We start from the raw sequence: 22,593 nt of genomic DNA, 5'->3' as shown, positions 1-22,593 counted from the left end.
AAATTTATAAAATGAACACAAGTAACAAAACTGGAGTTGGTGCAGCTATAGACCGGGTAGAAGGACACTTGAAGGTTACCGGAAAAGCCACGTATGCTTCAGAATTTCCTATAGAGAATAAAGTATACGCACAGGGTATCAATAGTACCATTGCAAAAGGAACCATAGTTTCTATAGATACCACGGAAGCAGAAAACGCTGCTGGCGTACTTGCGGTAATTACCCACAAGAATGCTGAAAAGCTCAACGATTTTAAGAAAGATCGCTATCAAATCGCTACAGATACAATTGCGCCGGTACTTCAGAGTAATAAAGTGCACTATTATGGAGAATATGTAGGGGTTGTGGTTGCTGAAACTTTTGAACAGGCTCAATATGCTGCAAGACTTGTTAAATTCGAATATAGCAAGGCAAGCGATCCTGCGATACATTTTGATAAGCAACGGGATAATGCATTTTTCCCAGGTGAGGATTCAGATTATTCTCGAGGTGATATGGAAAAAGGACTTGCTGAAGCCGATGAGGTTATCGAGCAGACTTATATAACTCCTATCGAACATCATCATCCCATGGAACTTCATGCGGTGATCGCCGAGTGGAATAATGGGAAGGTAACAGCCTATGCTAGTCAGCAAATGATCGAAGATGCTACTATTGCCATTTCAGATACTTTCCAGATTCCGCAGAAGGACGTGAGAGTGATCGCAGCCTATGTTGGTGGAGGTTTTGGTTCCAAACTTAATGTAGAGCGGCATGTAACCCTGGCGGTTATGGCGGCTAAAATGGTGGGCAGACCTGTGCAGGTTACAGTGACCAGAACCCAGATGTTTACCAATACAGGTCTTAGACAAAAGAATGAGCAAACAATGAAGATTGGTGCTAAAAAGGATGGAACCATGACAGCCTTATCTCATGATACCCTGTCGCATACTTCACCTAATCTTGTTTACCAGGAACCCTGCGGAATGGTTTCCAAAATGTTGTATAATAGTCCGAATGCCAAGGTGACTGAGCGACTCATGCCCATGAACCTACAAACACCGTTTGCCATGAGAGCTCCGGGAGAAGCTACGGGAAGTTTTGCACTGGAATCTGCGATGGATGAAATGGCCTGGAAGTTAAAGATGGATCCATTAGAATTCAGGATTAAGAATGATACTCAAACAGATCTTCATAAGAATCAACCTTTTTCCTCCCGCTTGCTGGTAGAATGTTTGCGGATTGGCGCTGAAAAATTTGGATGGAAAAATCGCAAGGACCAACCTCGAACTAATGTAAAAGGAAACTGGCTTGTAGGATATGGTGTTAGTGCGGCATCCAGAAATTCACCTTATCGCAAAACCCACGCAAAAGTACTGCTGGAGCTTGTTGAAGAGAAGGTAGAAGCAACTATACAAATGGATGCGACCGATATTGGTACAGGAACTTATACCATCGTTGCGCAAACTGCAGCGGAATATCTTGGGATTCCTGTAGAACAGGTCAAAGTAGAGCTTGGTGATTCTAACTTCCCGGTAACTCCCGGGTCTGGAGGATCATGGGGTGCTGCATCTTATTGTAACGGTGCCAGAGCGGCCTGTGAGAATGCCGTCATGAAACTAAAAGATAATAGAAGTATTCCTAAAGATCAGAAGGTTGCTTTAACTGAACTTTTGAAGCAGAACCAGATAACCAAATTTGAAATGACCGGGATGGCCGAGCCTTCTACAGAATTTGAAAAACATTCTGTATTCTCTTTTGGTGCCAACTTCGCTGAAGTGTGGGTAGATAAAGATACAGGAATGTGGAGAATCGAAAGAATGGTTAATGTGGGAGCTGCCGGAAAAATTTTAAATCCCAAAACTGCATACGGACAAATAATTGGCGGACTTACCATGGGTGCTGGAATGGCCATTGCCGAAAAGACAGATGTGGAGCCAAATTTCGGGAATTTCATTACTCGTTCCTTTGCAGATTACCATGTTCCGGTGAACCTGGATATGGCGAATATTGATGTTATTTTTCTTCCAGAAGAAGATAAGATCGCAAATAAAATGGGAATTAAAGGAATTGGGGAGCTGGGAATTACCAGTGTCGCCGCTTCACTGGCAAACGCCATTTTCAACGCTACGGGTAAAAGAATGAGAGATTTACCTATAACCCCTGAGAAATTAATCGAAGCACCGCTGGAACCCGGTGTTCAGGAAGTTTAAGATTATAACCCGGAAAATTTTCCGGGTTTCTTATATCTATGAAAGCTTAACAACTGTTAATTAAGATACAAACTATCATATATTAATAGTATTACTATTAGATTTGCCTGAAATAAGATTAGGTGGATAAATTATATCAGAACATTAATATTTCGGTAAATTCAGAATTATTTCTGAAAGATCCTGAATCCAGCGAGTTAGGCAAAAAGATCGTAGGTCAGGGAATCCTTCTCATTGATGATATAGGTTTTGAGAAGTTCACCTTCAAAAAACTAGGTGTCAAGATCAAGTCCAACGAAAGTTCTATTTACCGCTATTTCGAGAACAAGCATAAGTTTCTGGTATATATTACTAACTGGTTCTGGGGCTGGAAAGAATTTCAATTAACAATGTCGACATATGGGATTTCAGACTCTAATGAAAAATTACTGAAAGCCATCGAAGTGATCACGCATCCTGTTGTTCAGGATTTTAGATTTCAGCATATTAACGAGGTTGCCCTGAACCATATAATCATAAATGAATCTTCAAAGTCCTATCTCACGAAAGAGGTGGAAACAGATAATAAAGAAGGTTATTTTTCCATCTATAAAAGACTGGTTACCAGGATAGCAGAAATGATTTCTGAAGTATCATCAGATTATCAATATTCTCTTAGTCTCTCCAGCATGGTTCTGGACGGCGCCTTACATCAGCATTTCCTAAAAGATCATATTCAGTCGATCACAGACTGTACAGAAAAGAAAAGTGTATCCAATTATTTTAAAGACCTCGTGATCAATACCTTAAAAATGGAACTCAATGGCTGAAGAAAAAATGACCGCCTGGCAGCGATTTGTTGGCTTGCTAAAGCTTGATAAAAAAGATTTTCTACAAATCCTTTATTACGCAGTATTCGCTGGATTGGTAAACCTATCGGTACCATTGGGAATTCAGGCAATTGTAAACCTAATTCAGGGTGCTCGTATCACTACTTCGTGGATCATTCTGGTAATTCTGGTAACTCTAGGAGTTGCTTTTGTTGGAGTGCTTCAGCTAATGCAGATTAGAATTCTGGAGAACATTCAGCAGAAAATATTTACCAGAGCGTCTTTTGAATTTACTTACAGATTTCCGAAGATAAAGATGTCTGAGCTTGAAAACTTTTATCCTCCGGAGCTCGCCAATAGATTTTTTGATGTCATTACGATACAGAAGGGGATCGCGAAACTGGTTCTGGACTTTCCAGCGGCGATTTTGCAGATCGTTTTTGGATTAATACTGCTTTCTCTATATCACCCTTTCTTTATTTTCTACGGAATACTACTGGTGCTTCTAATTTATTTAGTATTCAGATTTACCGCGAAACGAGGTTTGAATACGAGTATCAAGGAATCCAAAATGAAGTATAAGATCGCTCATTGGATACAGGAAGTAGCCAGAACCTTAATTAGCTTTAAAGTAGCTGGTAAAACCAAACATGCTATCCAAAAGAATGATGCGCTTGTAACCAAATACCTTGAAGAACGCGAGAGCCACTTCCAGGTGCTTAAGCTTCAGTTCATTCAAATGGTAGGTTTCAAAACACTTGTTACTGCCGGTTTACTTTTAATTGGAGGTTTCCTGGTGCTAAATCAGCAAATGAATATCGGGCAGTTTGTAGCCGCAGAGATCATCATCCTATTGATCATTAGTTCTGTAGAAAAGATGATCATGGGACTGGAAAACTTTTATGACCTGCTAACTTCCCTCGAAAAACTTGGGGAAGTAGTTGATAAAAAGCTTGAAAGATCTGGTGGAGATACTTCTTTTTCTGAACATAAAAATCTGGAAATAGAACTTAAGAATATTGGTTTTAAAACGCCTGATGGACAGGAAGTACTAAAAGATATTAATTTAACGATCAAGGCGGGAGAGAAGATTCTGCTCAAAGGTCCAAATGGTTCCGGGAAATCTTTGTTACTCAGGATCATTGCAGGACTGGTAGAACCTACTCAGGGAAAGATCTACGTGAATGGGATTTCGTTGAAGAATATTGATCTCAACTATTATCATGGTTTGCTTGGGCAGTCGCTTACAGAAGAGTCATTGTTTGAAGGTACATTATTAGAGAACCTTACATTTGCTGACAATACCATCACTAATTCAGCAATTTTTTCGGTACTGGATAAAACCGGTTTAAAGGAATTTGTACGGCAGCAACCCGACGGACTGGAAACATTGATCTATCCAGAGGGTATAAAATTGCCGCATACGATCGCCAAGAAAATCATTTTAGCAAGAACCTTATTGCGAGAGCCAAGACTGTTGATTTTGAATGAACCATTACATCAAATTGATTATGAAGATGAGAAACGGATTGTAGATCATCTAATGGCTGAAGATCAACAATGGTCTATCATAGTTGCCAGTGGAGACGAGGTATGGCAGAATCGTTGTAATCGTCATATCATTCTTCGGGATGGTAAACTTGAATCTAATCTTTAAAGACTATGCTTAATATTACAAGAAATCCATTGAATGAGCAGGTTGACCTAAGGCAATTCAAAGCCGGGAAAAAGGTTCTGCATACAAGACACTTTAAATACTTCAACAGATTCCTGAAGTTCTCTGCGATCTTCGGAGTCATCGTACTTTTTCTTCCGTGGACCCAGACGATATCGGGAAATGGATCTGTGACTACTTTAAGTCCAGAGCAAAGACCACAAACAATACAGTCGGTCATCCCGGGTAAAATCGAAAAATGGTTCGTAAATGAAGGAGATTATGTTGAAAAAGGAGATACGATCCTGCATATAACCGAAGTTAAAAATGAATATTTCGATCCATCCCTGGTAGAAAGAACTGGAGACCAGGTAGCCTCCAAGTCTAATTCCCTGAAATCCTATGATCAAAAGATCTCGGCTTTAGGCACGCAGTTGCAGGCGCTGGCTCAGGAGCGGGAACTTAAACTGGAACAGGCGAGAAACAAACTGGAGCAGGCAAAACTGAAAACCAAAAGTGACAGCATTGATCTGCAGGCTGCCAAGACAAATCTAAGCATTGCAGAAACTCAGTTTAATCGTACTAAGACCCTTCAGGAAGAAGGTTTGAAAGCGATGACAGATGTTGAAGAAAAGCGACTTAAACTGCAGGAAACTCAAGCTAAACTTATTTCGCAGGAAAATAAGCTTATGGCGAGTAGAAATGATATTATAAATGCCAGGATCGAAATTAATCGTACTGCTGCAGAATATAGCGATAAGATTTCCAAGATTCAAAGTGATCGCTCCTCTGCAGAATCTGGAAAATTCGATGCTCAGGCTGAAGTGAGTAAACTGGAGAACGCCTATACGAATTATGAAATGAGGCAGGATCTTTATTATGTCAAAGCGCCGCAGAACGGATATATAAACAAGGCTATTAAAGCCGGGATTGGCGAAACTTTTAAGGAAGGAGAACAATTGGTGAATATCATGCCTTCAGATTATGATCTTGCTGTGGAAACCTTTGTGAAACCAATTGATTTACCGCTATTGCATAAGGGTGAAGAGGTTAGAGTTCAGTTTGACGGCTGGCCAGCGATCGTTTTCAGTGGTTGGCCAAATGTATCTTACGGTACTTATGGAGCCAAAGTAGTGGCTATAGAGAATTTTATTAGTCCCAATGGAAAATACAGAGTTTTACTGGCTCCAGATGAAAATGATCATGAATGGCCAGATGCTTTAAGAGTGGGGTCGGGAGCTAATACCCTGGCTTTGCTGGAAGACGTACCGATATGGTATGAATTATGGCGTCATTTGAATGGCTTCCCTCCAAATTACTATACTCCGGAAGGTCAAACTCAAACCGATAAGAAGAAATGAGTTTAAAAAAGACTTTGCTTATTGCCTTACTACTTCTGCCTATGTTACAATATGGCCAGACTCAGGATAGTATCGTACTCAATTTTGAAGATTACCTGCAGATGGTTAAAACCTTTCATCCGGTAGTTAGACAGGCAAGATTGAAAGCCGATCTTGGTGACGCAGAATTGCTCAAGGCTAGAGGTGGGTTTGACCCGAAGATTGAAGCTAATTACGATCGAAAGGATTTTATGGATACTCAGTATTATGATCTATTTAACGCAGCTTTCAAGATCCCAACCTGGTATGGAATTGAACTGAAGGCAAAATTTGAACAAAACGAAGGTTATTATTTAAATCCTCAAAATACGGTGCCAGATGATGGTCTGTTTGCAGCTGGGATCTCTGTGCCTATAGGACAGGGATTGTTCATCAACGAACGAATGGCTGCCTTACAACAGGCAAAAGCATACCAGCAGCAGTCCATTGCAGATCAACAACTTGCGGTAAACAAAGTCTTGTATGAAGCATCAGTAGCTTATTTTGACTGGATTAGTGCATATCGGGAACTTAAGCTTTATAAAAATTTTATTGAGAATGCACAATTTCGATATGACGGAATCCTTTCCAGTTTTGAAGTAGGGGATAAGCCGGCTATTGATACCCTGGAAGCCGATATTCAAATACAGGACCGTAAGCTGAGCCTGGAGCAAGCACGATTGAAGTTTTTTAAGGCTTCTCAACAGTTAGGAACCTATTTATGGGCTGAAAATAATACGCCTTTAGTAATTAGGGAGCGTGTGTATCCTGAAGATGCGTTGTTCGAGAATAGCACGATTCCTGCCGAATTTTTAAGCGATACTGAAATTACCACGCACCCGAAAATTCGGTCATTAGAGTATAAGGTAGAGATACTGGAATTTGACAGAAGATTGAAAGCGAATAAATTACTTCCAAAGCTGGATCTGGAATATAATTTTTTAAGTGGCGATCCCGATGTTTTAAGAAGTTTTGTCAATGAGAATTATAAGGTAGGCGTAAACTTCAGTATTCCTCTATTTCTTCGGAAAGAACGTGGGGATCTACAAAAATCGAAGATCAAACTGCAGGATGCAGAATTAGAATTATATAGTGAACAGCTCAATCTTCAGAATAAAATTCGGGCATTAAAGGAGCAATTTTTGTCTTACCAGGAACAGGTGTTGATGATCAATCAACTGGTAGAAAATTACGAAATAATGCTTAATGCTGAAGAACGAAAGCTGCAACTTGGCGAGAGTTCTGTATTCCTTGTTAATACCCGGGAAAAGAGTTTGATAAGCGCAAGACTGAAGCAAATTAGCGTACAGGAAAAACTCTGGAATACCCGGGCCGAACTTACGCAGGTTCTGGCAATACTGGAATGAATTAACATTCTGGATCATCGTTTTTTCCAGTGAATTCTATTTTTCAAGACTTGGTTCATCCTATCTTTGCGGTCGGAAAAATGACCATGCAAAAGTCCTTCAGTCTATTCGTACTTTCCCTCTTTATCTGGAGCATTTTAGCACCCGTACTTCCGGCTTTTGAATATTTTATCAATTATGATTATATAGTAGAGGTTCTATGTGTCAATAAGGATAAACCCGAGCTTGAATGTGATGGAAAGTGCTATCTAAAAGATCAGCTTTCAGAAAGTTCTATTGTAAAGAATGACACTTCAGAAAAACAACTGGTCGATTACAGGTATAAACCTTTACCGCTGTATTTTCATAAGGGAACTAAGATCAAAACAACTCAATTAGTTACATGTTGTAGTCAGCTTTTGCCTGATTACAAAATGGTCGCCACAGAATATATTACTGAAATTCCTTCTCCTCCTCCGCGGAAATTTCTGCTTTCCGTGTAAAAAATAAGTCAATTTTTAATATCAAGAAATGAAGAAATTTTTAATCCCTTTTCTGGGATCAGTATTGCTGTGCTCAAACATGATGGTAGCGCAGGAGAAGTGGAGTAGTAACAGGGCAGATGGACATGCGCCAATAAGTATCATGGGTGATCATACTCATAACAAGGGTGAGTTTATGCTCTCATACCGATATATGCCAATGTGGATGGATGGATTGATAAATGGCAGTGATGAGATCGAAAATGGTGAAGCATTTGACAGGTACATGGCGGTTCCTCAGGATATGCGCATGGATATGCATATGATTGGAGCAATGTATGCCGTTTCTAATAAAGTAACGCTAGCGGCTATGATAAACTATATCGATAATGATATGGATTTAAGATCTAAAATGAGCATGGATTTCACTACAGAATCTTCAGGTTTTGGAGACATAGCCATTAATGCGTTAGTGAACTTTTACGATAAGAACAGGCAAAAAATGCATGCTAATATTGGTGTGTCAATTCCTACCGGTGATCTGGAGCAGTCCGGTGATACGCCAATGATGCAAAATGCGAGACTTGCATACCCCATGCAATTGGGTAGTGGTACGCTAGATCCAGCTATAGGAGTTACTTATCTTGGACAAACTGATAAACTTTCCTGGGGTTTACAGCCAAAATTCAAATTTAGATTAGGTGAAAATTCTCAGGATTATGCTTTAGGAAATCGATTTGATGCAGTTGCATGGACAGCTTATAGTCTATTCCAAAGCTGGAGTATTTCAGGTAGTTTAAGTTACTTCGATCAACAGGAGATCGATGGAGTAGATGCAGCAATGAACCCTATGATGATGCCCTTGTTCGATACTATGAATTCGGGAAGAAGTCAGTTAGATCTGGGTATAGGAAGCAATTTTTACGTACCAACCGGTACTTTTAAGAACCTAAGAGTGGGTGTTGAAGTAAAGCTGCCTTTATACCAGGATGTGAATGGTATTCAGATGAAAAACCAGCTTGCTGGAACCATTGGAATTCAATATTCATTGAGTACCAACGAGTAGTCTTTAAAGCTGCTGAATATAAAAGCCACTCTGCAGAGTGGCTTTTTTTATAGGAACTTTCTGGTAGTCATTTTATAATTTGAGTATTCGGGATATTTCAGTAGTAGTAACTGCTCTTCATAATTTGATTTGAAGTAAAATAGAACAAACATTAAAACAGTAATGATCAGTCGAAAGGCCGATTCAGAGAAAATTCCGAAGCTAAAAGCAGAGAGAATTATTGCAGTATAGATTGGATGTCTGGATATCGAAAATGCTCCACTGGTCATTAATTTCCCGCTATCTACTGGTGTAGGAAATACCGACATTATATTTCGTAATTGAAATACCGTGAATAAAGCCAGCCCAATTCCAAAGATGCCGGGAGCTAAGATGATCATTCTTAACCAATCTGGCAGCTTTATGCTCAAGAGATCTACCGGTATGAAATACGCAATGAATAATAAGATTTGCAAGCTTACGAAAAGGTAATCTTTCACCTGCAAATTCTTTGAGCGCTTCATATTAAAAAGTATAACTTAAAATGGTATCCTATATATGCCTGTGCAGGTCATTACCAGATCGAGGTAACAGTATATAATGATAGCCTGAAGTGATGTTCAGGCCTTTCGCTATTCCTATTTGCGGTCCTATAAAGATCCAGTTTTGATCTACAGTATCTGGTAAGATCCCGGAATCAAAATTCAGAAATAACTCGTCATACGCGACCATGGATATGTTTGGATTTTTCAAGATACCTATGCTGGCTGTCAAGCGGTATCTTAATCGGGTGCGGTAATTTCTACCATCGATTAGCTGCTGGCCATCCCGCGCTACGATCGCATCGATAAATCGTTCTTCAATTCTTAATCGATGATTAAAATTCATTAAAACAATTTCGTGGGACAGCGCAACCTGTTGCCAGAGATTATGTTCGTAAAAATCTGGTTTGGCGATATTTATATTTTGATCATTGTGGAGATAACTATACCCGGCAGCAAAACTAAAAATACTATCAAGTCGATAATTGACAGATGGGCGAATTACAGTCTGTTCGTGATATTTTAGAAAAGAAGTGGTACGACGATGATACTCCAGCCTTGCATTCCAGTCCTCACCAAAATTTTTAGTTATAAAAGCAGCATTCCAGCTGCCATATTCCTGGCTATTCTGAGCATGACCTGAAACTGAAAAGCCTAAAATTGTTAATAAGGTGAATGCATAAATTATTTTTCTCATGAATTTTCTTTAGAGATCATAACCTGAAATTCCTCCTCTTAACTCATAGATCTTCGTAAACCCGTTACGTGACAAAAGCCTGGCAGCTTTTATGGATCTCATTCCAGACTGACAATAAAGATAAACAGGCTCAGATTTTGACCATTGAAAAGAAGCCTTTAGAAAATTATTCTTTTGCATAACATCCTGGTTGATCGCGCCAGGAATAACGCTGGTTGCGAATTCTCTTTTTGTTCGTACATCGATAATTTTCCCGGAATTTTTGGAAATAGCTTTCTTGAAATCATCCGGATCCAACCTGACAATATTATGATTGGTGTTTCGCTGAATTCGAAATAATCTTTGGAAGAGGTTCATTTAATTTTTTTGCTAAAGTAACATACAATTGCCACCTGTTGAGTAACATAAGTTGCTTCTCTATCTTTGTTTCGAAAATAAGACTCAGATGCAAGAATCACAAATATTTCAGTACATACAAAACATGGATATTTATCTGCTCGACCAGATCATGAAGCAGAGGTATAAGGGCAATGACAGAATACTTGATGCAGGTTGTGGTGAAGGAAGAAATCTAAGATGGTTCGCCGGCTTTGGTTATGATATTTGGGGAATTGACATGGACGTTGAAAGGTTGAGCATCGCCAGGGAAATCTTTCCAAATCTAAAGGAGAATTTGATCCATGCAAGGCTTTCAGAAATACCATTTCCAGATGTTCATTTTGACCATATCATCTGCAGCGCTGTACTTCATTTTGCTGAAGATGAAAACCATTTTTATAAAATGTTATCAGAATTGATAAGAGTGCTAAAGCCCACAGGAAGTCTTTTTATTAGAACAGCTTCTAATATTGGTTTGCTGGATGCTACAGAAGAGTTATCTGATTCTTATAATGATAGGAAAGCAGGCTATTATTTAGACAGGGAGACTATTTCTCAATTAATAGATAAATATGATCTTAAACTTCTGGAATCTATAAAGACTACGAATGTTCAGGATATTAGAGCGATGACCACCCTGGTCCTACAAAAATAAAGGCGATCAAAAAGACCGCCTCATATATTTAAAAGTTTATTGCTTATAATGCAGAAGGACACACGTAATCAGTCGTTTTGAGACCAGCTTCCCTCATAGCTTTGAAACCACCCTTTACATCGATAAAATTATGAATTCCCCTGCTTTTTAAAATTGATGCGGCAATCATACTACGGTAACCTCCCGCGCAATGAAGATAAAATTTCTCATTTTCAGGATATTCCGATAGGTGATCATTTATTTCTGAAAGAGAGGTGTGAACTGCACCTGGCAAATGTTCAGATAGGTATTCAGCTGATTTTCGTACATCAAAAACAGGTGCATGTTCTACAATTGTCTTCAGGTCTGTCGCACTGATTGTTTCCACAGTATCAGTTTCTTTAGAAGCCTCGATCCAGGAATTAAAACCACCCTTAAGATAGCCTATGGTATTGTCGAAACCAACTCTGGACAATCTGGTGATCGCTTCTTCAATTCTGTCTTCATCACCAATTAATAGAATTGTTTGTGCAACGTCTTGTATAAGATCGCCTACCCAGGGAGCAAAACTGCCATCAAGACCTATAAATATGGAGCCAGGAATATGTGATTTAGCAAATTCATCCTGATGTCTAATATCCAGCATGACGGCACCAGTTTCATTCGCTGCCGCCTCGAATGCTTCAGGACTAAGAGCCTGCAATTCTTTAGCCATCACTTTATCGATACTTTCGTAACCTTCTTTATTCAGCTTGACATTCATTGGAAAATAGGCAGGCGGAGGAAGCAATCCATCAGTCACTTCTTTCACAAATTCAGCTTTGGTCATATCTGCTCTCAAAGCGTAATTCATTTTCTTTTGGTTACCCAGGGTGTCCACTGTTTCCTTCATCATATTCTTTCCACAGGCAGAACCTGCACCGTGGGCGGGATATACTATAATATCATCTGCAAGAGGCAAGATCTTTTCCCTAAGACTGTTAAATAGTATTCCTGCGAGTTCTTCCTGGGTCATACTTGCGGCCTTTTGCGCAAGATCGGGACGACCAACGTCTCCAAGGAAAAGTGTATCACCTGTGAATAATGCGTGATCCTTCCCATTCTCATCCTTCAGTAAATAGGTCGTACTTTCCATGGTGTGTCCCGGAGTGTGAAGCACTTTGATCTTCAACTTACCAAGGTTGAACTCCTGTCCATCTTCAGCGACGATCGCTTCAAATCCTGGATTCGCCTCTGGACCGTAGATGATAGGTGCGTTTGTTTTTTCTGAAAGTGTTACGTGACCCGAAACAAAATCGGCATGAAAATGTGTTTCAAAAATATAGCTGAGTTTTGCGCCAGCTTCATTTAATCTGTCAAGATAAGGTTGAACTTCCCTTAGCGGATCTATAATAGCGACTTCTCCATCACTTTCTATGTAATATGCGCCCTGAGCCAGGCATCCCGTATAAATTTGTTCGATTTACATAATTGTAGCGTTTAATAAAGCAAAGATAGGATGGCAAAATGAAAGAAAAAGTAACATTGGTCACCTAAAGCTGTCTTTACTGTCAATCGTGTGCTTAACAAAGAGATAATGCTAGCCCACTTTTATTAAAATAGCTGAAACACCTATGCCAGACTGAGAAGTTATATTTCCATAAATAATTCTATGAAAACACAACAACTTTTCGATAGCCTGTTAAACTGGTTTAGACCAGGCGAGAAAACCCATGTCTTCTATGTCGAAAAGCGAATGAAGTTCGGGAAATATCATGTACTGCACCGGGAAAATTGCGAGGTATTGCCAGATGTGAATGGCAGGTTGGAAGTTGGAAGAGGAAGTAATATGGAACTGATACTAACGCAGGCGAAAAAGCACTACCAGCATGTAGAACTTTGCCCGCAATGCTGTAAAATAGAGAAACCTGAATCTAATGCATAAAAAAAGCAGCCGTGTAAAGGCTGCTTTTTTTCTAATATGCCTGTAATATTAGGCATTCCACTTAAAAGGCTCAAAACCTTTATCGATCGGAGTTTCAGCAATATGATTTGTGTAGTTACTAATCACTTTTTGAGAAAGCCCCAATACGATATCAAGCAATTGTCTTTGAGAATACCCAGCATTATAGAATTCCTGAATCTCAGATTTTGAAATATTTCCACGATTTTTAGTAAGCGCCAATGTTGTATTTCTAAGAACTTCCAGCTTTTCTGAAGGTAGTTCAGTTTTATCACGCAGCGCATTGCTAATAGCATCATCCACTTTCATCGCTTTGGCAATTGCTGTATGCGCAGGCACACAATAGTGGCATTCATGTTCCACATTTATGGTTTGCCATACAACAGTTAATTCATCTTTATCGAAAGATGAGTTGGAAAATAATTCGTGTAATTGCTGGTAAGCGTCCAGTAATTGTGGTGAACCGGCAAGCACTGCGTGAAGATTAGGTATATAACCATAAGCTTTTTCAGATTTTTCCAAAAGTGCTTTCCCTCCTTCAGGAGCAGATTCTTTAGTGTGTACAGTTAAAACTTCTGTGTTCTTTTCAGTATTCATAATTATCAATTTTTAATTAAATATTTGATCGTATCTAAACGACCGTTTAGTTTTAGGGTAAATTTTTTTATATGTTTTTAAATATGTTCTCAATATAATGTTTCAGTTGATCTTCAGTAAATATTCTGGTGGCAGAGGAAAGTCCGAACATCGAAATTAAAAGATAATTTGCCTGTTCCTCGATTTTATCCAGATCGTAATTTCTTTCATCTTCTAGTTTATCAGCAAAAATCTGTTTGATCTCATCGGTAAAACTTTTTAAAACCTGCGAAATTTTCTCTTCGCTTTCAAGGCCAATTTCATTAGCGGTATTCGTGACCAGGCAACCTTTACCATTTTTAGTGTCCCTCGTAAAATCCACAAAGTCGTAAAAGTATTCCTTGATAGCTGGAATACCTTCTGTAGATTTAACTAGTTTATCGATTAGAACGAACAACCTTGACTTATAACATTCCAGACTTTTTAAAAACAGGCCGTCTTTATTGCCGAAACTGGAGTAGATAGAAAATTTATTAATTCCCATCTCTTTCTCGAGCATTTGCATCGAAGTATTGCCATAACCATTTTTCCAGAAAAGATTCATTGCCTTTTCTGCTACTTCTGCTTCGTTATATTTTTTTGTTCTTGCCATTATGCTTGCACAAAACTAACCAAACGTTTAGTTTACGCCAAGAGCTTTAAGAAAACCTTATCATACTGAATTTTCACTGAGGGTGTAACTGATCTATAATCAGTTATTTATGTTTTTTATTATCAGTATACTTCTTACAAATGTTCCTAAGTATTTGGAGATCATTCTTCACTATAAATTCTTCTGAAATGTTCACAAACAATGATCATGTTCTCATCAAATTCATCATTATAATTTTCCATTTCTCTTTCGTAATAAGCCTGATGTACTTCTTTCCAATACTTAAGTGACTTGTCTCCCTCCCCTTCAATCTCTGCAAATTCCGCGGTAATTTGATTAAAAGCTATGTGTTCTATTTTGGTAGTTTCAATGATTGCTTTGGGATTTCCAATCCAGTCTGTTACAATAGCGAGATCGCCAGCTTCCGGTAAAACTTCGTTATGCTGCTCGAAATACCAAAGTGAAGTAGCCGTGGCTTTTTTAATGTCTTTGACTACCAGGTCTGCACATTCATCTGCATCCTTCTTATTATCACAAAAATAGTAGTGTGGAGGAATTGTCTTCCTAGAATAGTCAGGGTTAGAACTTAGAAACCTGTTCCAAAACTTTTCATTATCGGGCTTAGTATTCGTATTCATGCCTTTTTTGTAGTTATTGGCATTACTAAGATCACTAGAAAACTTCAGTTAACTACAATGGTATGTAGAAAGAATCTGCTGAGCTCTATAAAGAATTATTTCAGTTTACTGATTTTCCAATGCCTCAGACTAATTGGAGTATTCCGAAGACAATCTTCAAATTCTTTATTTCCGGAGAATGACGCCTTTTCCAGCATTTTGTATTCACAACTTAACTCGAAAGAATCCTGTTCAAAGATCCACGGCTCTATAAAGACGTCATCAGCTTCATTTCTTGAGATCACATATTTGGTATTCTGAATACTTGTGTTGATTTCAAGTTCCCGATTTTTGGCGGGTACTCCATTCTGGCAAAGGATGAGTGAACATCTATCTGCAAATACCATGATCTGGTAAAGGTCATGTACCTCCTGGTCAGTCATTGAATTTACTTTCATGAGTTCCTTTATTTCCACACTGATCTCATTCATAAAGCGATCAATCATTATGCTCTCTTCGGAAAGATCCTTGTATAAGAACTCAAGGTGTTTCATGACTAGAATAGTGACCCAACTAGACTTAAGTCTGGCTTGTTCCAGTAACCTGCGACTTCTTTTAATGATCTCGTTAATATTTCTGTCCTCGTCAAGAAAATCCTGAGGAGTACCAATATTGGTGAGGTAATCCTTTTCTCTGAAGTTTAACTGCCGGTCGTCATGTTCTACGATCGCAGTGAGGGTAGCTACCCAGTTTCTACCTTTAATATCTGGCTTCAGTTGGTCTGCAATTTTACCCGCCAGCAATCCATGTGCAGAATGTGAGAAGATCTCCCAGCCTTCAGCATTAGAATTTACGATCATACTTTTTCCTTATTTCTTACGGCAGTTGGAGTCATTCCATACTTTTCTTTAAAGATCTTGGAAAAATGACTTCTGCTGTTGAGTCCGATTTCATATACTATCTCACTAATGGTCTTATTGGTTTTCAGCAATAACAGCATCGCAGTTTCCATCCTTTTACGCTGAATGTATTCATGAACTGTGCAATTAAAAAGTATTTGAAACCCTTCCTGTAATTTGGTTTCGGTTATTTCAACAGATTGTGCGAGGGAGCTAATATTGCCAAGCTCTGCGATATTCTTATCTATTTGAAAGATCACCTGTTTTACTTTTTCCAGATCTTTTTGCCTTAGTACATTTTGATGGTCTTCAGGTTTACTGTCATCCCGGTAGAGCATGAGCATGTAAGTAAGAAGCTCCAGAGCTTTTGCCCCGTGATAACTTATCCTTTCCAATCCAGGAGTTGTGAAATCTCTTAATTCCTGTATGAGATAAGACATCTTAAGGCTATATTGCGTATGGTGATAAAGCGTGCGCATGGCATTAGTATCTGCAAATATCCTGTGATAGATGTCATCCATTTCTTCCAGGGGAAACGTAAGTTGCTCTACAAATTTCTTTCTATCTACATCGAGCACTACTGCAGAGACCGTCATACCTCCAGGAAACATGATCTTATTGCCGCTGCCACTGTTAGCCCCAATTATTACTGACTGATCCTTCTCTATGTGATGCACGATATCTTCATCCCGGAACCTATGGTCAAGACGACCTTCAATAACATATATAAATTTAAAAGGATGCACCAGATCACCATGGAAATCTAAACAGGTATCATTCTCCAATTTTGTTTCGAATCTAAAAATGCCGACACCGTTAGGAAAATTTATTCCTGATATTATACCATCCCCATGCTCATTGGAAAACTCGATATAAGCTTCTCCATAATTTTCTGTATAGTCCGTTTCAAAAAAAGAAGCTAGTTCTTTTAATAGTGATTTGGCTGACGTTTCAGCTATTTTAATGGTCTGCATTATTAGTGGTTGGTTTTAGTTATACTAAAATATTAACAAGATTCTATTACTACAGGAACCTGAAGTTAAACCTTTCCTAATAAGAAGAATATCGTTAAGCTCAAATGTAAAACCGCACACTTTCAAGCGCGACTTCCACCAAATTCGTAAAAAGAAAAGGAAATTTTGAAAGTATCTCAAAACATTTTAATGCTTTGCTATGTCATCACCATTGTGATGATCATATCCTATTTTGCAGTAGGTTTTGAAACGACTTTGATCATAAATTTAAGCCTGTTAAGTCTTCTAATGTTGGTAGAATCGATCGCAAGGATTAGATTCTGCCGCCGCCAGAATAAAATTAGTTCAAAATCTTCCAGGCTTCAAAAGTCACCAAGAGTTTCGATACATATTGCCATTTGTAATGAACCTTCAGAATTGGTTATCAAAACAATTCGGGCAGCTCTTCAGCTCAATTATGAGAATTACGAGATCGTAGTTCTGGATAATAATACTATAGATAAAAAGCTATGGAAACCGGTCCGGGAATTTTGTAACAGGTATCCTGAAAAAGTGATCTTCAAACATTTTGACAAACTTGATGGATACAAGGCAGGTGCTTTGAACCAGTGTCTGAAACTAATGCATCCAGCTACGAAATATATATTTACTGTAGATGCAGATTATATTTTGAAACCTGATAGTCTTTGTAAAGCTGTAGCGGTCATTGATGGTACAGATGCAGCAGTGGTTCAATTTCCTCAGCATTATACCCTTCATCACGAGCGTCATGGATTATTCAACGAGCTAGAACACTTTTTCAGTGGGTATGCTCAAGCAGGGAACCGTAGTCTTTCCACTTTACCAACCGGTACCTTAAGCATGGTAAGAGTAGAATCATTATTATCTGTTTCAGGATGGCCTACAGATTCCCTTACAGAAGATGCGCACCTGGGAATTAAATTTCTATCTGAAAAGTTTACTACCTACTTCTCAAATCAAATTTTAGGGCAGGGAGTTATGCCGGGAAGTATTGTAGATCTACGCAAACAAAGACATCGCTGGGTATATGGAAATACTCAGTGTTTCCTGAAATTTTGCAGTCTTCGTGTGCAAGACCAGTGTAAATTATCAGTTTTTATGCAGTTATCTGCGTGGGTAAATTTGCTGTCCTTTCCAATTGTATTTAGTTTAATCTATATACTGGCAGAAATATTAACGACCTGGCAGATTTCAGACTGGATTCCTATGCTTATCCTGAGTCAGTTTAGTATTTATGTGTTCGGTAAATTATTCTTATTTCTGTCCAATTCTAAAAACACCTTTCAATATAATTTTAAAGCCTTCCTGATTCATTTAGCACTAAGTTTTGAGATGGCTTTTTCACCTATTATGGCGTTGATAGGAATGCCGGCTAGTTTTGTTACGACCAGCAAATTTGCATCGGTTTCCAGTCTCAAACATATTCCGCTCAGGATTCCAACGCTTTTATTCATGATGACGATGTTATTATTTGCGGTGGGAAAAACTGGAATCGCCATGTATAGCCTTCAGGTAAGCTTGCTTTTTCTTTTATCAGGAATTTATCTCTATTCTGAATTTACACCTAAATCGATTAACCAACTAAAAATACTTCCAGATGAAAATAGCCATTCTCGCGCATAATAAATTTCCCATTGCCGAGCCGTATGCCGGAGGATTGGAAATGATCACCCACCAGCTGGTGCAAACGCTTATGGAACGGGGACACGAAGTTCATTTGTATGCGCTATCCGGTTCAGACCCTCAGTTTGACGTGACTTCTCTCGATATTGTTCAGGTTGCAAATAATGAGCTGACCGAATCCAAGATTGATGAACTTATGTATAGAAATGTACTGGAGATCATTGAATCCATAGATTATGATGTGGTACACAATCACAGTATGCATGAACTACCGATCATTTGGGGAGCAAGTAGCAGGCACCAGTTTCTTACTTCCTTTCATACACCGGTTTTTGATAGCATTCATACGGGCCTTGAAAATATCTTCGGAAGAGATCATAGTGAAAAATTTAGCGTGGTAAGTAAAAAATTAGGCGAAACTTATGCTCACTTACTTCCGGAAAAAAATGTAATCTATAACGGAATTGACACTGCTGCATGGACTTATTCCAATTCTGCTGAAGAAGATAAACTTTGTTGGATTGGTCGTATTTGCAAGGAAAAAGCCCCACATCTGGCTATAGATTATGCCTTAAAAGTAAATAAGAGAATTGTTCTGGCCGGACCACTTAGCAATTCTGAATATTTTAAAGAATATGTGGAGCCAAGATTAGAACTCGATGGAGTCGAATATATTGGACATCTGAAGCATAAAGGTTTAAACAAACTAATTGGTTCTTCTGAAGCGACCTTATTTACCAGTGTGTGGGATGAACCTTACGGACTCGTAATTGCTGAATCGCTCGCTTGTGGAACGCCTGTGGTATCCTTTAATGTAGGAGCTGCCCCTGAAATCCTGACGAAAGAGACTGGGTTTCTTGTGGAACTTGAGGATGAAGCAGGATTTGTAAATGCAATCAAATCCTGTAAGAAGCTTGATAGAAATGATTGTCGCCAGAGAGCTATAGATTTTTGTGACAAGGTGCAAATGGTGGATGCCTATGAAAACCTCTATGAAACAATGATCTCTGAAAAGCTAAAAAAGGTTGCGGTATGATAGGGTATTACGCACATCAGCATGGTAGTGGTCATCTTAATTTTGCCCGCTTGTTTGCAAAGGTTTTTGGTGACGAGATCTGCACTTTTAGTAGTTTAAAAAAGCCTGAGGCTTTGAAAGGGCAATTCGTGCAGCTGGCAGACGAAAATCCTGATGCTACAGCAAGCGAAGAAAACCAGATTGCAGAACCAGATTATTTGCACTACAGTCCGGTTGGACAAAGATCTATACAATTGCGCAGCGCTCAGATCTTAAAGGAAGTTGTGGAAAGGAACATCAAATTGATGATCGTTGATGTAAGCGTAGAAATCGCAGCGTTGATGAGAAGTTCATCAATACCTTATGCTTACGTCAAACTTCCAGGTCACAGGGATGATACCGCACATGTACAGGCTTTTCAAGGTGCTGTATTTGTTCTTGCCTATTACCCTGAAGAATTTGAAAGCGAGCAAACACCTTATTGGCTTCGGAAGAAAACGATCTACCTGGGCTTTATTACAGATCGGAAGATCGGGCAACAAATAACGACTGCTTCAGAAGAAGTGAATAATATCCTCGTGATTAGTGGGGGAGGAGGAAACGAAAGACTTCTTAACGCGATCAATGTACTTCCGGAGCGTTTTATTTCCGCAGAAATCAAGGTTATCGGGATGCCGGAGGAAAGCTTCAGTAGTGCCAGAATCAGGAACTGTGGTTATGTTCAAAATTTTCAGAATTTGCTTGAGGAGGCTGATCTTGTAGTGGCGAATTGCGGACTCAACTCCGTGACCGAAATCTTACAGGCTAAAAAAGCTTTTGTGGCGATCCCGGAAGAAAGACCCTATAAAGAACAGGAAACTACAGCAACTCATCTATATGAAACTGATCTGGCCATAGATCTCAACTCACTTTTTGAACTGGAAGATTCAGAAATATTAAAGCATAGAACATGGGATGTGGATGATGAACTCAGGGCCATTAGCAAATTGAAAAATCATTTAAACGAGAATTGTAACCGACTACCATTAATTCCCGAAATATTTGCAAACCAACCAAAACAGCAGCATGCAGAATAAAGTAAAATTTACAGTCATCACGATCGTTAAAGGTCGCGAAGAACATTTACATAACTTACTACGAGGTGTCAGGAGAAGCAGTCTGCAGCCAGATGAGATCAGAATTGTGGCGATTGATGATTTACCAGATGTATCTGCTTTTAACGATTTACCTATTGAGGTTTCTCAAATTAGTTCCAAAGGCGCAAATCTTCCGATAGCTGAAGCAAGGAATATAGGCGCTCAAAATGCCAAATTCAACCACTTGATATTTCTCGATGTGGATTGTATTCCTCATCCAGATTTTTTTGATGATATAATCACTCAAGGTCTTTCTCATAAAACATTGATTATGGGTAATCCACATTATCTTGAGAGTAGCATTCCGCAGAATTTTGAATTGAATGATCTTGAAAAACTTAGCGCTGCACATCCTGCCCGGCCAGCAATCAAGGAACTAGCCGAAGCCAGTGATTATATGCTTTTCTGGAGCCTCGCTTTTTATATTCCGAAGCAGTTATTCAAAGTACTGGAAGGTTTCGACGCCCAGTTTACAGGCTATGGTGCAGAAGATACAGATATGGCTATGAAAATAAGTCAGCTTAAAAGTATTTTTCCATTGCTATTGTCACCCGCCAGGGTTTATCACCAGCAACATCCGGTGCATTCACCACCAGTTCACCAGGTAGAAGCGATTGTGATCAATGCACGAATATTTTACGAGAAATGGGAACGATGGGTGATGGAGAACTGGCTCGAGGATTTTAGAAATCTCGGGTTGATCCAATGGGAGGCAGATGGAAGCACTATTGAAATATTAAAGAAAGCTGATAAAAATTTGATAGAGCAGTCCTACAAGCCACAAGCTGCATACATGTAGAATTAAAATTGAATGAAGATGAAAACGAAAGAGAAATTTGAACACTGGATCCTTGAGGAGGATCATCCTTGTATCATGGCGCAAACGGTATTTAGCCAGGAACATGTGAAAACCAAGCAATACGGTAAACTGGGAAATCCCCAGTATACCAAAAATTTGCTAAAGGACCTTCAAAAATATATCGCAGAGTATGATTTTGAGACAAACGATTTCAAATCTTTCATCGCAGTTTTTCCGGAATCAACTATTGCCACAGAAGATGAATTTGAGCGATTGTTATGGAAACAATTAGAAGAAATTGAGAAAATAGATACGGTAGAGTGGGATCCTTCAGTAAGTCGGGATCCGGAAGATGATAATTTCAGTTTCAGTATTGCCGGAAGGTCTTTTTATATTGTAGGTATGCATCCTAATAGTTCCAGAAAGGCTCGTAGAAGTCCGTTTCCTTCCATAGCTTTCAACCTCCATGCACAGTTTGAGAAACTTCGGGAAATGGGAGCTTATGAAAAGGTGCGTGATAAGATCAGAGAACGAGATAGGGAACTACAGGGTACTATGAATCCAATGTTAGAAGACTTTGGATCATCAAGCGAAGCAAAACAATATAGTGGTAAGGCAACAGGCAAAGACTGGGTTTGTCCATTTCACCAGTAAATAAATCATGAGTAATGAGAAATTTTTTTAAGGAGAACAGAAAAGCAATTTATGGCGGAATAGTAGCTACCGTATTTACAGGGTTAGGAATATTCCTGTTAGGTCAGCTTTCCGGTTATGAAGCTAAAGAACTTATTGAATCCTCTCATAGTGGTCTAAACATGCTTTGTAATACGATCACCCTTGCTTCGGCGACGATACTTACGTTGTTACTAACTTTACTAGGAATAAGTACCGGAACTGAATCGAAACTTAAAAGTGAGCATTATTATCAGGTTCTGGATATCGCAAAACTCGATACCATCCTAATAGTTAGTGCTATTGTAATGTTTCAATTATTCAATATTCAAATCACCGAAGCAGATAATGTTCCTTTAAACTGGTATTCATCGATTTACTGGATAAGCTTATTCTGTACTTCAGTATTAAGCGGAATGATGATCACGGTTGTACTGATGCTTTATACCACCATTACAGCGATCATACACATAGTTGGTCTTAATAATGACCATAAATTGATTACCAGG

General features: G+C 38.9%; 24 protein-coding genes. 15 read left to right on the top strand and 9 right to left on the bottom strand.

Translation table 11 applies throughout. The annotated features are described in order from the left end of the window. The first annotated feature begins 11 nt into the window (after positions 1-11). The 7 genes from ACNKXS_RS07005 to ACNKXS_RS06975 all read left to right on the top strand — a co-directional run bounded on the left by ACNKXS_RS07005 (position 12) and on the right by ACNKXS_RS06975 (position 8,928). The gene (locus tag ACNKXS_RS07005) at positions 12-2,192 is read left to right on the top strand and encodes a xanthine dehydrogenase family protein molybdopterin-binding subunit (RefSeq protein WP_417920247.1); all 2,181 of its coding nucleotides are present in this window, start codon (positions 12-14) and stop codon (positions 2,190-2,192) included. 122 nt (positions 2,193-2,314) lie between these two features. Then, positions 2,315-3,001 carry a TetR/AcrR family transcriptional regulator gene (locus ACNKXS_RS07000; RefSeq protein ID WP_417920246.1) on the top strand — a complete coding sequence of 229 codons (687 nt, stop codon included), beginning with the start codon at positions 2,315-2,317 and terminating at the stop codon, positions 2,999-3,001. Next, positions 2,994-4,658 (top strand): peptidase domain-containing ABC transporter, encoded by a 1,665-nt coding sequence (locus ACNKXS_RS06995; RefSeq protein ID WP_417920245.1) that lies wholly within the window; start codon positions 2,994-2,996, stop codon positions 4,656-4,658. Before ACNKXS_RS07000 ends, ACNKXS_RS06995 begins: the two co-directional genes overlap by 8 nt. A gap of 5 nt (positions 4,659-4,663) precedes the next feature. After that, a complete protein-coding gene (locus ACNKXS_RS06990) occupies positions 4,664-6,016 on the top strand; it encodes an HlyD family secretion protein (protein ID WP_417920244.1) in 1,353 nt (450 codons plus the stop codon). Beyond that, positions 6,013-7,401 (top strand): TolC family protein, encoded by a 1,389-nt coding sequence (locus tag ACNKXS_RS06985; RefSeq protein WP_417920243.1) that lies wholly within the window; start codon positions 6,013-6,015, stop codon positions 7,399-7,401. Before ACNKXS_RS06990 ends, ACNKXS_RS06985 begins: the two co-directional genes overlap by 4 nt. A gap of 86 nt (positions 7,402-7,487) precedes the next feature. Then, positions 7,488-7,883, top strand: coding sequence for a hypothetical protein (locus ACNKXS_RS06980; RefSeq protein ID WP_417920242.1), 396 nt, complete (start codon positions 7,488-7,490; stop codon positions 7,881-7,883). A 28-nt stretch (positions 7,884-7,911) separates the two neighbouring features. Then, a complete protein-coding gene (locus tag ACNKXS_RS06975; protein WP_417920241.1) occupies positions 7,912-8,928 on the top strand; it encodes a transporter in 1,017 nt (338 codons plus the stop codon). A 47-nt stretch (positions 8,929-8,975) separates the two neighbouring features. Here the strand turns inward: ACNKXS_RS06975 and ACNKXS_RS06970 are convergent, their stop codons facing one another. From ACNKXS_RS06970 to ACNKXS_RS06960, 3 genes are read right to left on the bottom strand one after another with little or no spacing between them, the layout of a single operon-like run. Then, entirely contained in the window at positions 8,976-9,431 is a 456-nt protein-coding gene (locus tag ACNKXS_RS06970) for a methyltransferase family protein (RefSeq protein ID WP_417920240.1), read from the bottom strand. 28 nt (positions 9,432-9,459) lie between these two features. Beyond that, the gene (locus ACNKXS_RS06965; protein ID WP_417920239.1) at positions 9,460-10,146 is read right to left on the bottom strand and encodes a DUF2490 domain-containing protein; all 687 of its coding nucleotides are present in this window, start codon (positions 10,144-10,146) and stop codon (positions 9,460-9,462) included. A gap of 9 nt (positions 10,147-10,155) precedes the next feature. Beyond that, positions 10,156-10,503: a rhodanese-like domain-containing protein gene (locus ACNKXS_RS06960; RefSeq protein ID WP_417920238.1), complete on the bottom strand. Its 348-nt coding sequence runs from the start codon at positions 10,501-10,503 to the stop codon at positions 10,156-10,158. A 124-nt stretch (positions 10,504-10,627) separates the two neighbouring features. On the opposite strand from ACNKXS_RS06960, the gene ACNKXS_RS06955 reads away from it, so the two are divergent. Then, positions 10,628-11,179: a class I SAM-dependent methyltransferase gene (locus ACNKXS_RS06955; protein ID WP_417920237.1), complete on the top strand. Its 552-nt coding sequence runs from the start codon at positions 10,628-10,630 to the stop codon at positions 11,177-11,179. A 43-nt stretch (positions 11,180-11,222) separates the two neighbouring features. Here ACNKXS_RS06955 and ACNKXS_RS06950 read toward each other — a convergent pair whose 3' ends face one another. Next, complete coding sequence (locus ACNKXS_RS06950; RefSeq protein WP_417920838.1) at positions 11,223-12,620, bottom strand: MBL fold metallo-hydrolase; 1,398 nt, start codon at positions 12,618-12,620, stop codon at positions 11,223-11,225. 189 nt (positions 12,621-12,809) lie between these two features. Here ACNKXS_RS06950 and ACNKXS_RS06945 point away from each other — a divergent pair, with 189 nt between their 5' ends. After that, positions 12,810-13,082, top strand: a complete 273-nt coding sequence (locus ACNKXS_RS06945) for a hypothetical protein (protein ID WP_417920236.1) — start codon at positions 12,810-12,812, stop codon at positions 13,080-13,082. A 48-nt stretch (positions 13,083-13,130) separates the two neighbouring features. Here ACNKXS_RS06945 and ACNKXS_RS06940 read toward each other — a convergent pair whose 3' ends face one another. The 5 genes from ACNKXS_RS06940 to ACNKXS_RS06920 all read right to left on the bottom strand — a co-directional run bounded on the left by ACNKXS_RS06940 (position 13,131) and on the right by ACNKXS_RS06920 (position 16,818). Beyond that, complete coding sequence (locus ACNKXS_RS06940; protein WP_417920235.1) at positions 13,131-13,697, bottom strand: carboxymuconolactone decarboxylase family protein; 567 nt, start codon at positions 13,695-13,697, stop codon at positions 13,131-13,133. Between the two features lie 67 nt (positions 13,698-13,764). After that, positions 13,765-14,328 (bottom strand): TetR/AcrR family transcriptional regulator, encoded by a 564-nt coding sequence (locus tag ACNKXS_RS06935; protein ID WP_417920234.1) that lies wholly within the window; start codon positions 14,326-14,328, stop codon positions 13,765-13,767. A 161-nt stretch (positions 14,329-14,489) separates the two neighbouring features. Then, positions 14,490-14,966, bottom strand: a complete 477-nt coding sequence (locus ACNKXS_RS06930) for an ASCH domain-containing protein (RefSeq protein ID WP_417920233.1) — start codon at positions 14,964-14,966, stop codon at positions 14,490-14,492. Positions 14,967-15,061: 95 nt separating this feature from the next. After that, the gene (locus ACNKXS_RS06925; RefSeq protein ID WP_417920232.1) at positions 15,062-15,805 is read right to left on the bottom strand and encodes a DUF3891 family protein; all 744 of its coding nucleotides are present in this window, start codon (positions 15,803-15,805) and stop codon (positions 15,062-15,064) included. Next, positions 15,802-16,818 (bottom strand): helix-turn-helix domain-containing protein, encoded by a 1,017-nt coding sequence (locus ACNKXS_RS06920; RefSeq protein WP_417920231.1) that lies wholly within the window; start codon positions 16,816-16,818, stop codon positions 15,802-15,804. Before ACNKXS_RS06920 ends, ACNKXS_RS06925 begins: the two co-directional genes overlap by 4 nt. A gap of 165 nt (positions 16,819-16,983) precedes the next feature. Here ACNKXS_RS06920 and ACNKXS_RS06915 point away from each other — a divergent pair, with 165 nt between their 5' ends. The 6 genes from ACNKXS_RS06915 to ACNKXS_RS06890 all read left to right on the top strand — a co-directional run. Then, a complete protein-coding gene (locus ACNKXS_RS06915; RefSeq protein WP_417920230.1) occupies positions 16,984-18,462 on the top strand; it encodes a glycosyltransferase family 2 protein in 1,479 nt (492 codons plus the stop codon). After that, positions 18,437-19,498: a glycosyltransferase gene (locus ACNKXS_RS06910; RefSeq protein WP_417920229.1), complete on the top strand. Its 1,062-nt coding sequence runs from the start codon at positions 18,437-18,439 to the stop codon at positions 19,496-19,498. Before ACNKXS_RS06915 ends, ACNKXS_RS06910 begins: the two co-directional genes overlap by 26 nt. Further along, positions 19,495-20,553 (top strand): glycosyltransferase, encoded by a 1,059-nt coding sequence (locus tag ACNKXS_RS06905; RefSeq protein ID WP_417920228.1) that lies wholly within the window; start codon positions 19,495-19,497, stop codon positions 20,551-20,553. Before ACNKXS_RS06910 ends, ACNKXS_RS06905 begins: the two co-directional genes overlap by 4 nt. Continuing rightward, complete coding sequence (locus tag ACNKXS_RS06900; protein ID WP_417920227.1) at positions 20,543-21,412, top strand: glycosyltransferase family 2 protein; 870 nt, start codon at positions 20,543-20,545, stop codon at positions 21,410-21,412. The genes ACNKXS_RS06905 and ACNKXS_RS06900 overlap by 11 nt, the downstream gene beginning before the upstream one ends. An 18-nt stretch (positions 21,413-21,430) precedes the next feature. After that, complete coding sequence (gene gntA / locus ACNKXS_RS06895) at positions 21,431-22,066, top strand: guanitoxin biosynthesis heme-dependent pre-guanitoxin N-hydroxylase GntA (protein WP_417920226.1); 636 nt, start codon at positions 21,431-21,433, stop codon at positions 22,064-22,066. Positions 22,067-22,080: 14 nt separating this feature from the next. Next, positions 22,081-22,593, top strand: a 513-nt coding sequence (locus ACNKXS_RS06890) for a hypothetical protein (RefSeq protein WP_417920225.1), incomplete at its 3' end; no start/stop codon positions are given.

The organism is Christiangramia marina (assembly GCF_048285865.1).
GTDB classification, from domain to species: domain Bacteria; phylum Bacteroidota; class Bacteroidia; order Flavobacteriales; family Flavobacteriaceae; genus Christiangramia; species Christiangramia marina.
The sequence above is the reverse complement of the archived record's forward strand: the minus strand, read 5'-3'. Positions and strand labels throughout refer to the sequence as shown.

Excerpts from the sequence above, each read along its gene's own strand:
- ACNKXS_RS07005 (WP_417920247.1), top strand. The coding sequence starts at position 12 with ATGAACACAAGTAACAAAACTGGAGTTGGTGCAGCTATAGACCGGGTA.
- ACNKXS_RS06995 (WP_417920245.1), top strand. The coding sequence starts at position 2,994 with ATGGCTGAAGAAAAAATGACCGCCTGGCAGCGATTTGTTGGCTTGCTA.
- ACNKXS_RS06990 (WP_417920244.1), top strand. The coding sequence starts at position 4,664 with ATGCTTAATATTACAAGAAATCCATTGAATGAGCAGGTTGACCTAAGG.
- ACNKXS_RS06985 (WP_417920243.1), top strand. The coding sequence starts at position 6,013 with ATGAGTTTAAAAAAGACTTTGCTTATTGCCTTACTACTTCTGCCTATG.
- ACNKXS_RS06980 (WP_417920242.1), top strand. The coding sequence starts at position 7,488 with ATGCAAAAGTCCTTCAGTCTATTCGTACTTTCCCTCTTTATCTGGAGC.
- ACNKXS_RS06975 (WP_417920241.1), top strand. The coding sequence starts at position 7,912 with ATGAAGAAATTTTTAATCCCTTTTCTGGGATCAGTATTGCTGTGCTCA.
- ACNKXS_RS06970 (WP_417920240.1), bottom strand. The coding sequence starts at position 9,431 with ATGAAGCGCTCAAAGAATTTGCAGGTGAAAGATTACCTTTTCGTAAGC.
- ACNKXS_RS06965 (WP_417920239.1), bottom strand. The coding sequence starts at position 10,146 with ATGAGAAAAATAATTTATGCATTCACCTTATTAACAATTTTAGGCTTT.
- ACNKXS_RS06960 (WP_417920238.1), bottom strand. The coding sequence starts at position 10,503 with ATGAACCTCTTCCAAAGATTATTTCGAATTCAGCGAAACACCAATCAT.
- ACNKXS_RS06955 (WP_417920237.1), top strand. The coding sequence starts at position 10,628 with ATGGATATTTATCTGCTCGACCAGATCATGAAGCAGAGGTATAAGGGC.
- ACNKXS_RS06945 (WP_417920236.1), top strand. The coding sequence starts at position 12,810 with ATGAAAACACAACAACTTTTCGATAGCCTGTTAAACTGGTTTAGACCA.
- ACNKXS_RS06940 (WP_417920235.1), bottom strand. The coding sequence starts at position 13,697 with ATGAATACTGAAAAGAACACAGAAGTTTTAACTGTACACACTAAAGAA.
- ACNKXS_RS06935 (WP_417920234.1), bottom strand. The coding sequence starts at position 14,328 with ATGGCAAGAACAAAAAAATATAACGAAGCAGAAGTAGCAGAAAAGGCA.
- ACNKXS_RS06930 (WP_417920233.1), bottom strand. The coding sequence starts at position 14,966 with ATGAATACGAATACTAAGCCCGATAATGAAAAGTTTTGGAACAGGTTT.
- ACNKXS_RS06925 (WP_417920232.1), bottom strand. The coding sequence starts at position 15,805 with ATGATCGTAAATTCTAATGCTGAAGGCTGGGAGATCTTCTCACATTCT.
- ACNKXS_RS06920 (WP_417920231.1), bottom strand. The coding sequence starts at position 16,818 with ATGCAGACCATTAAAATAGCTGAAACGTCAGCCAAATCACTATTAAAA.
- ACNKXS_RS06910 (WP_417920229.1), top strand. The coding sequence starts at position 18,437 with ATGAAAATAGCCATTCTCGCGCATAATAAATTTCCCATTGCCGAGCCG.
- ACNKXS_RS06905 (WP_417920228.1), top strand. The coding sequence starts at position 19,495 with ATGATAGGGTATTACGCACATCAGCATGGTAGTGGTCATCTTAATTTT.
- ACNKXS_RS06900 (WP_417920227.1), top strand. The coding sequence starts at position 20,543 with ATGCAGAATAAAGTAAAATTTACAGTCATCACGATCGTTAAAGGTCGC.
- gntA (WP_417920226.1), top strand. The coding sequence starts at position 21,431 with ATGAAAACGAAAGAGAAATTTGAACACTGGATCCTTGAGGAGGATCAT.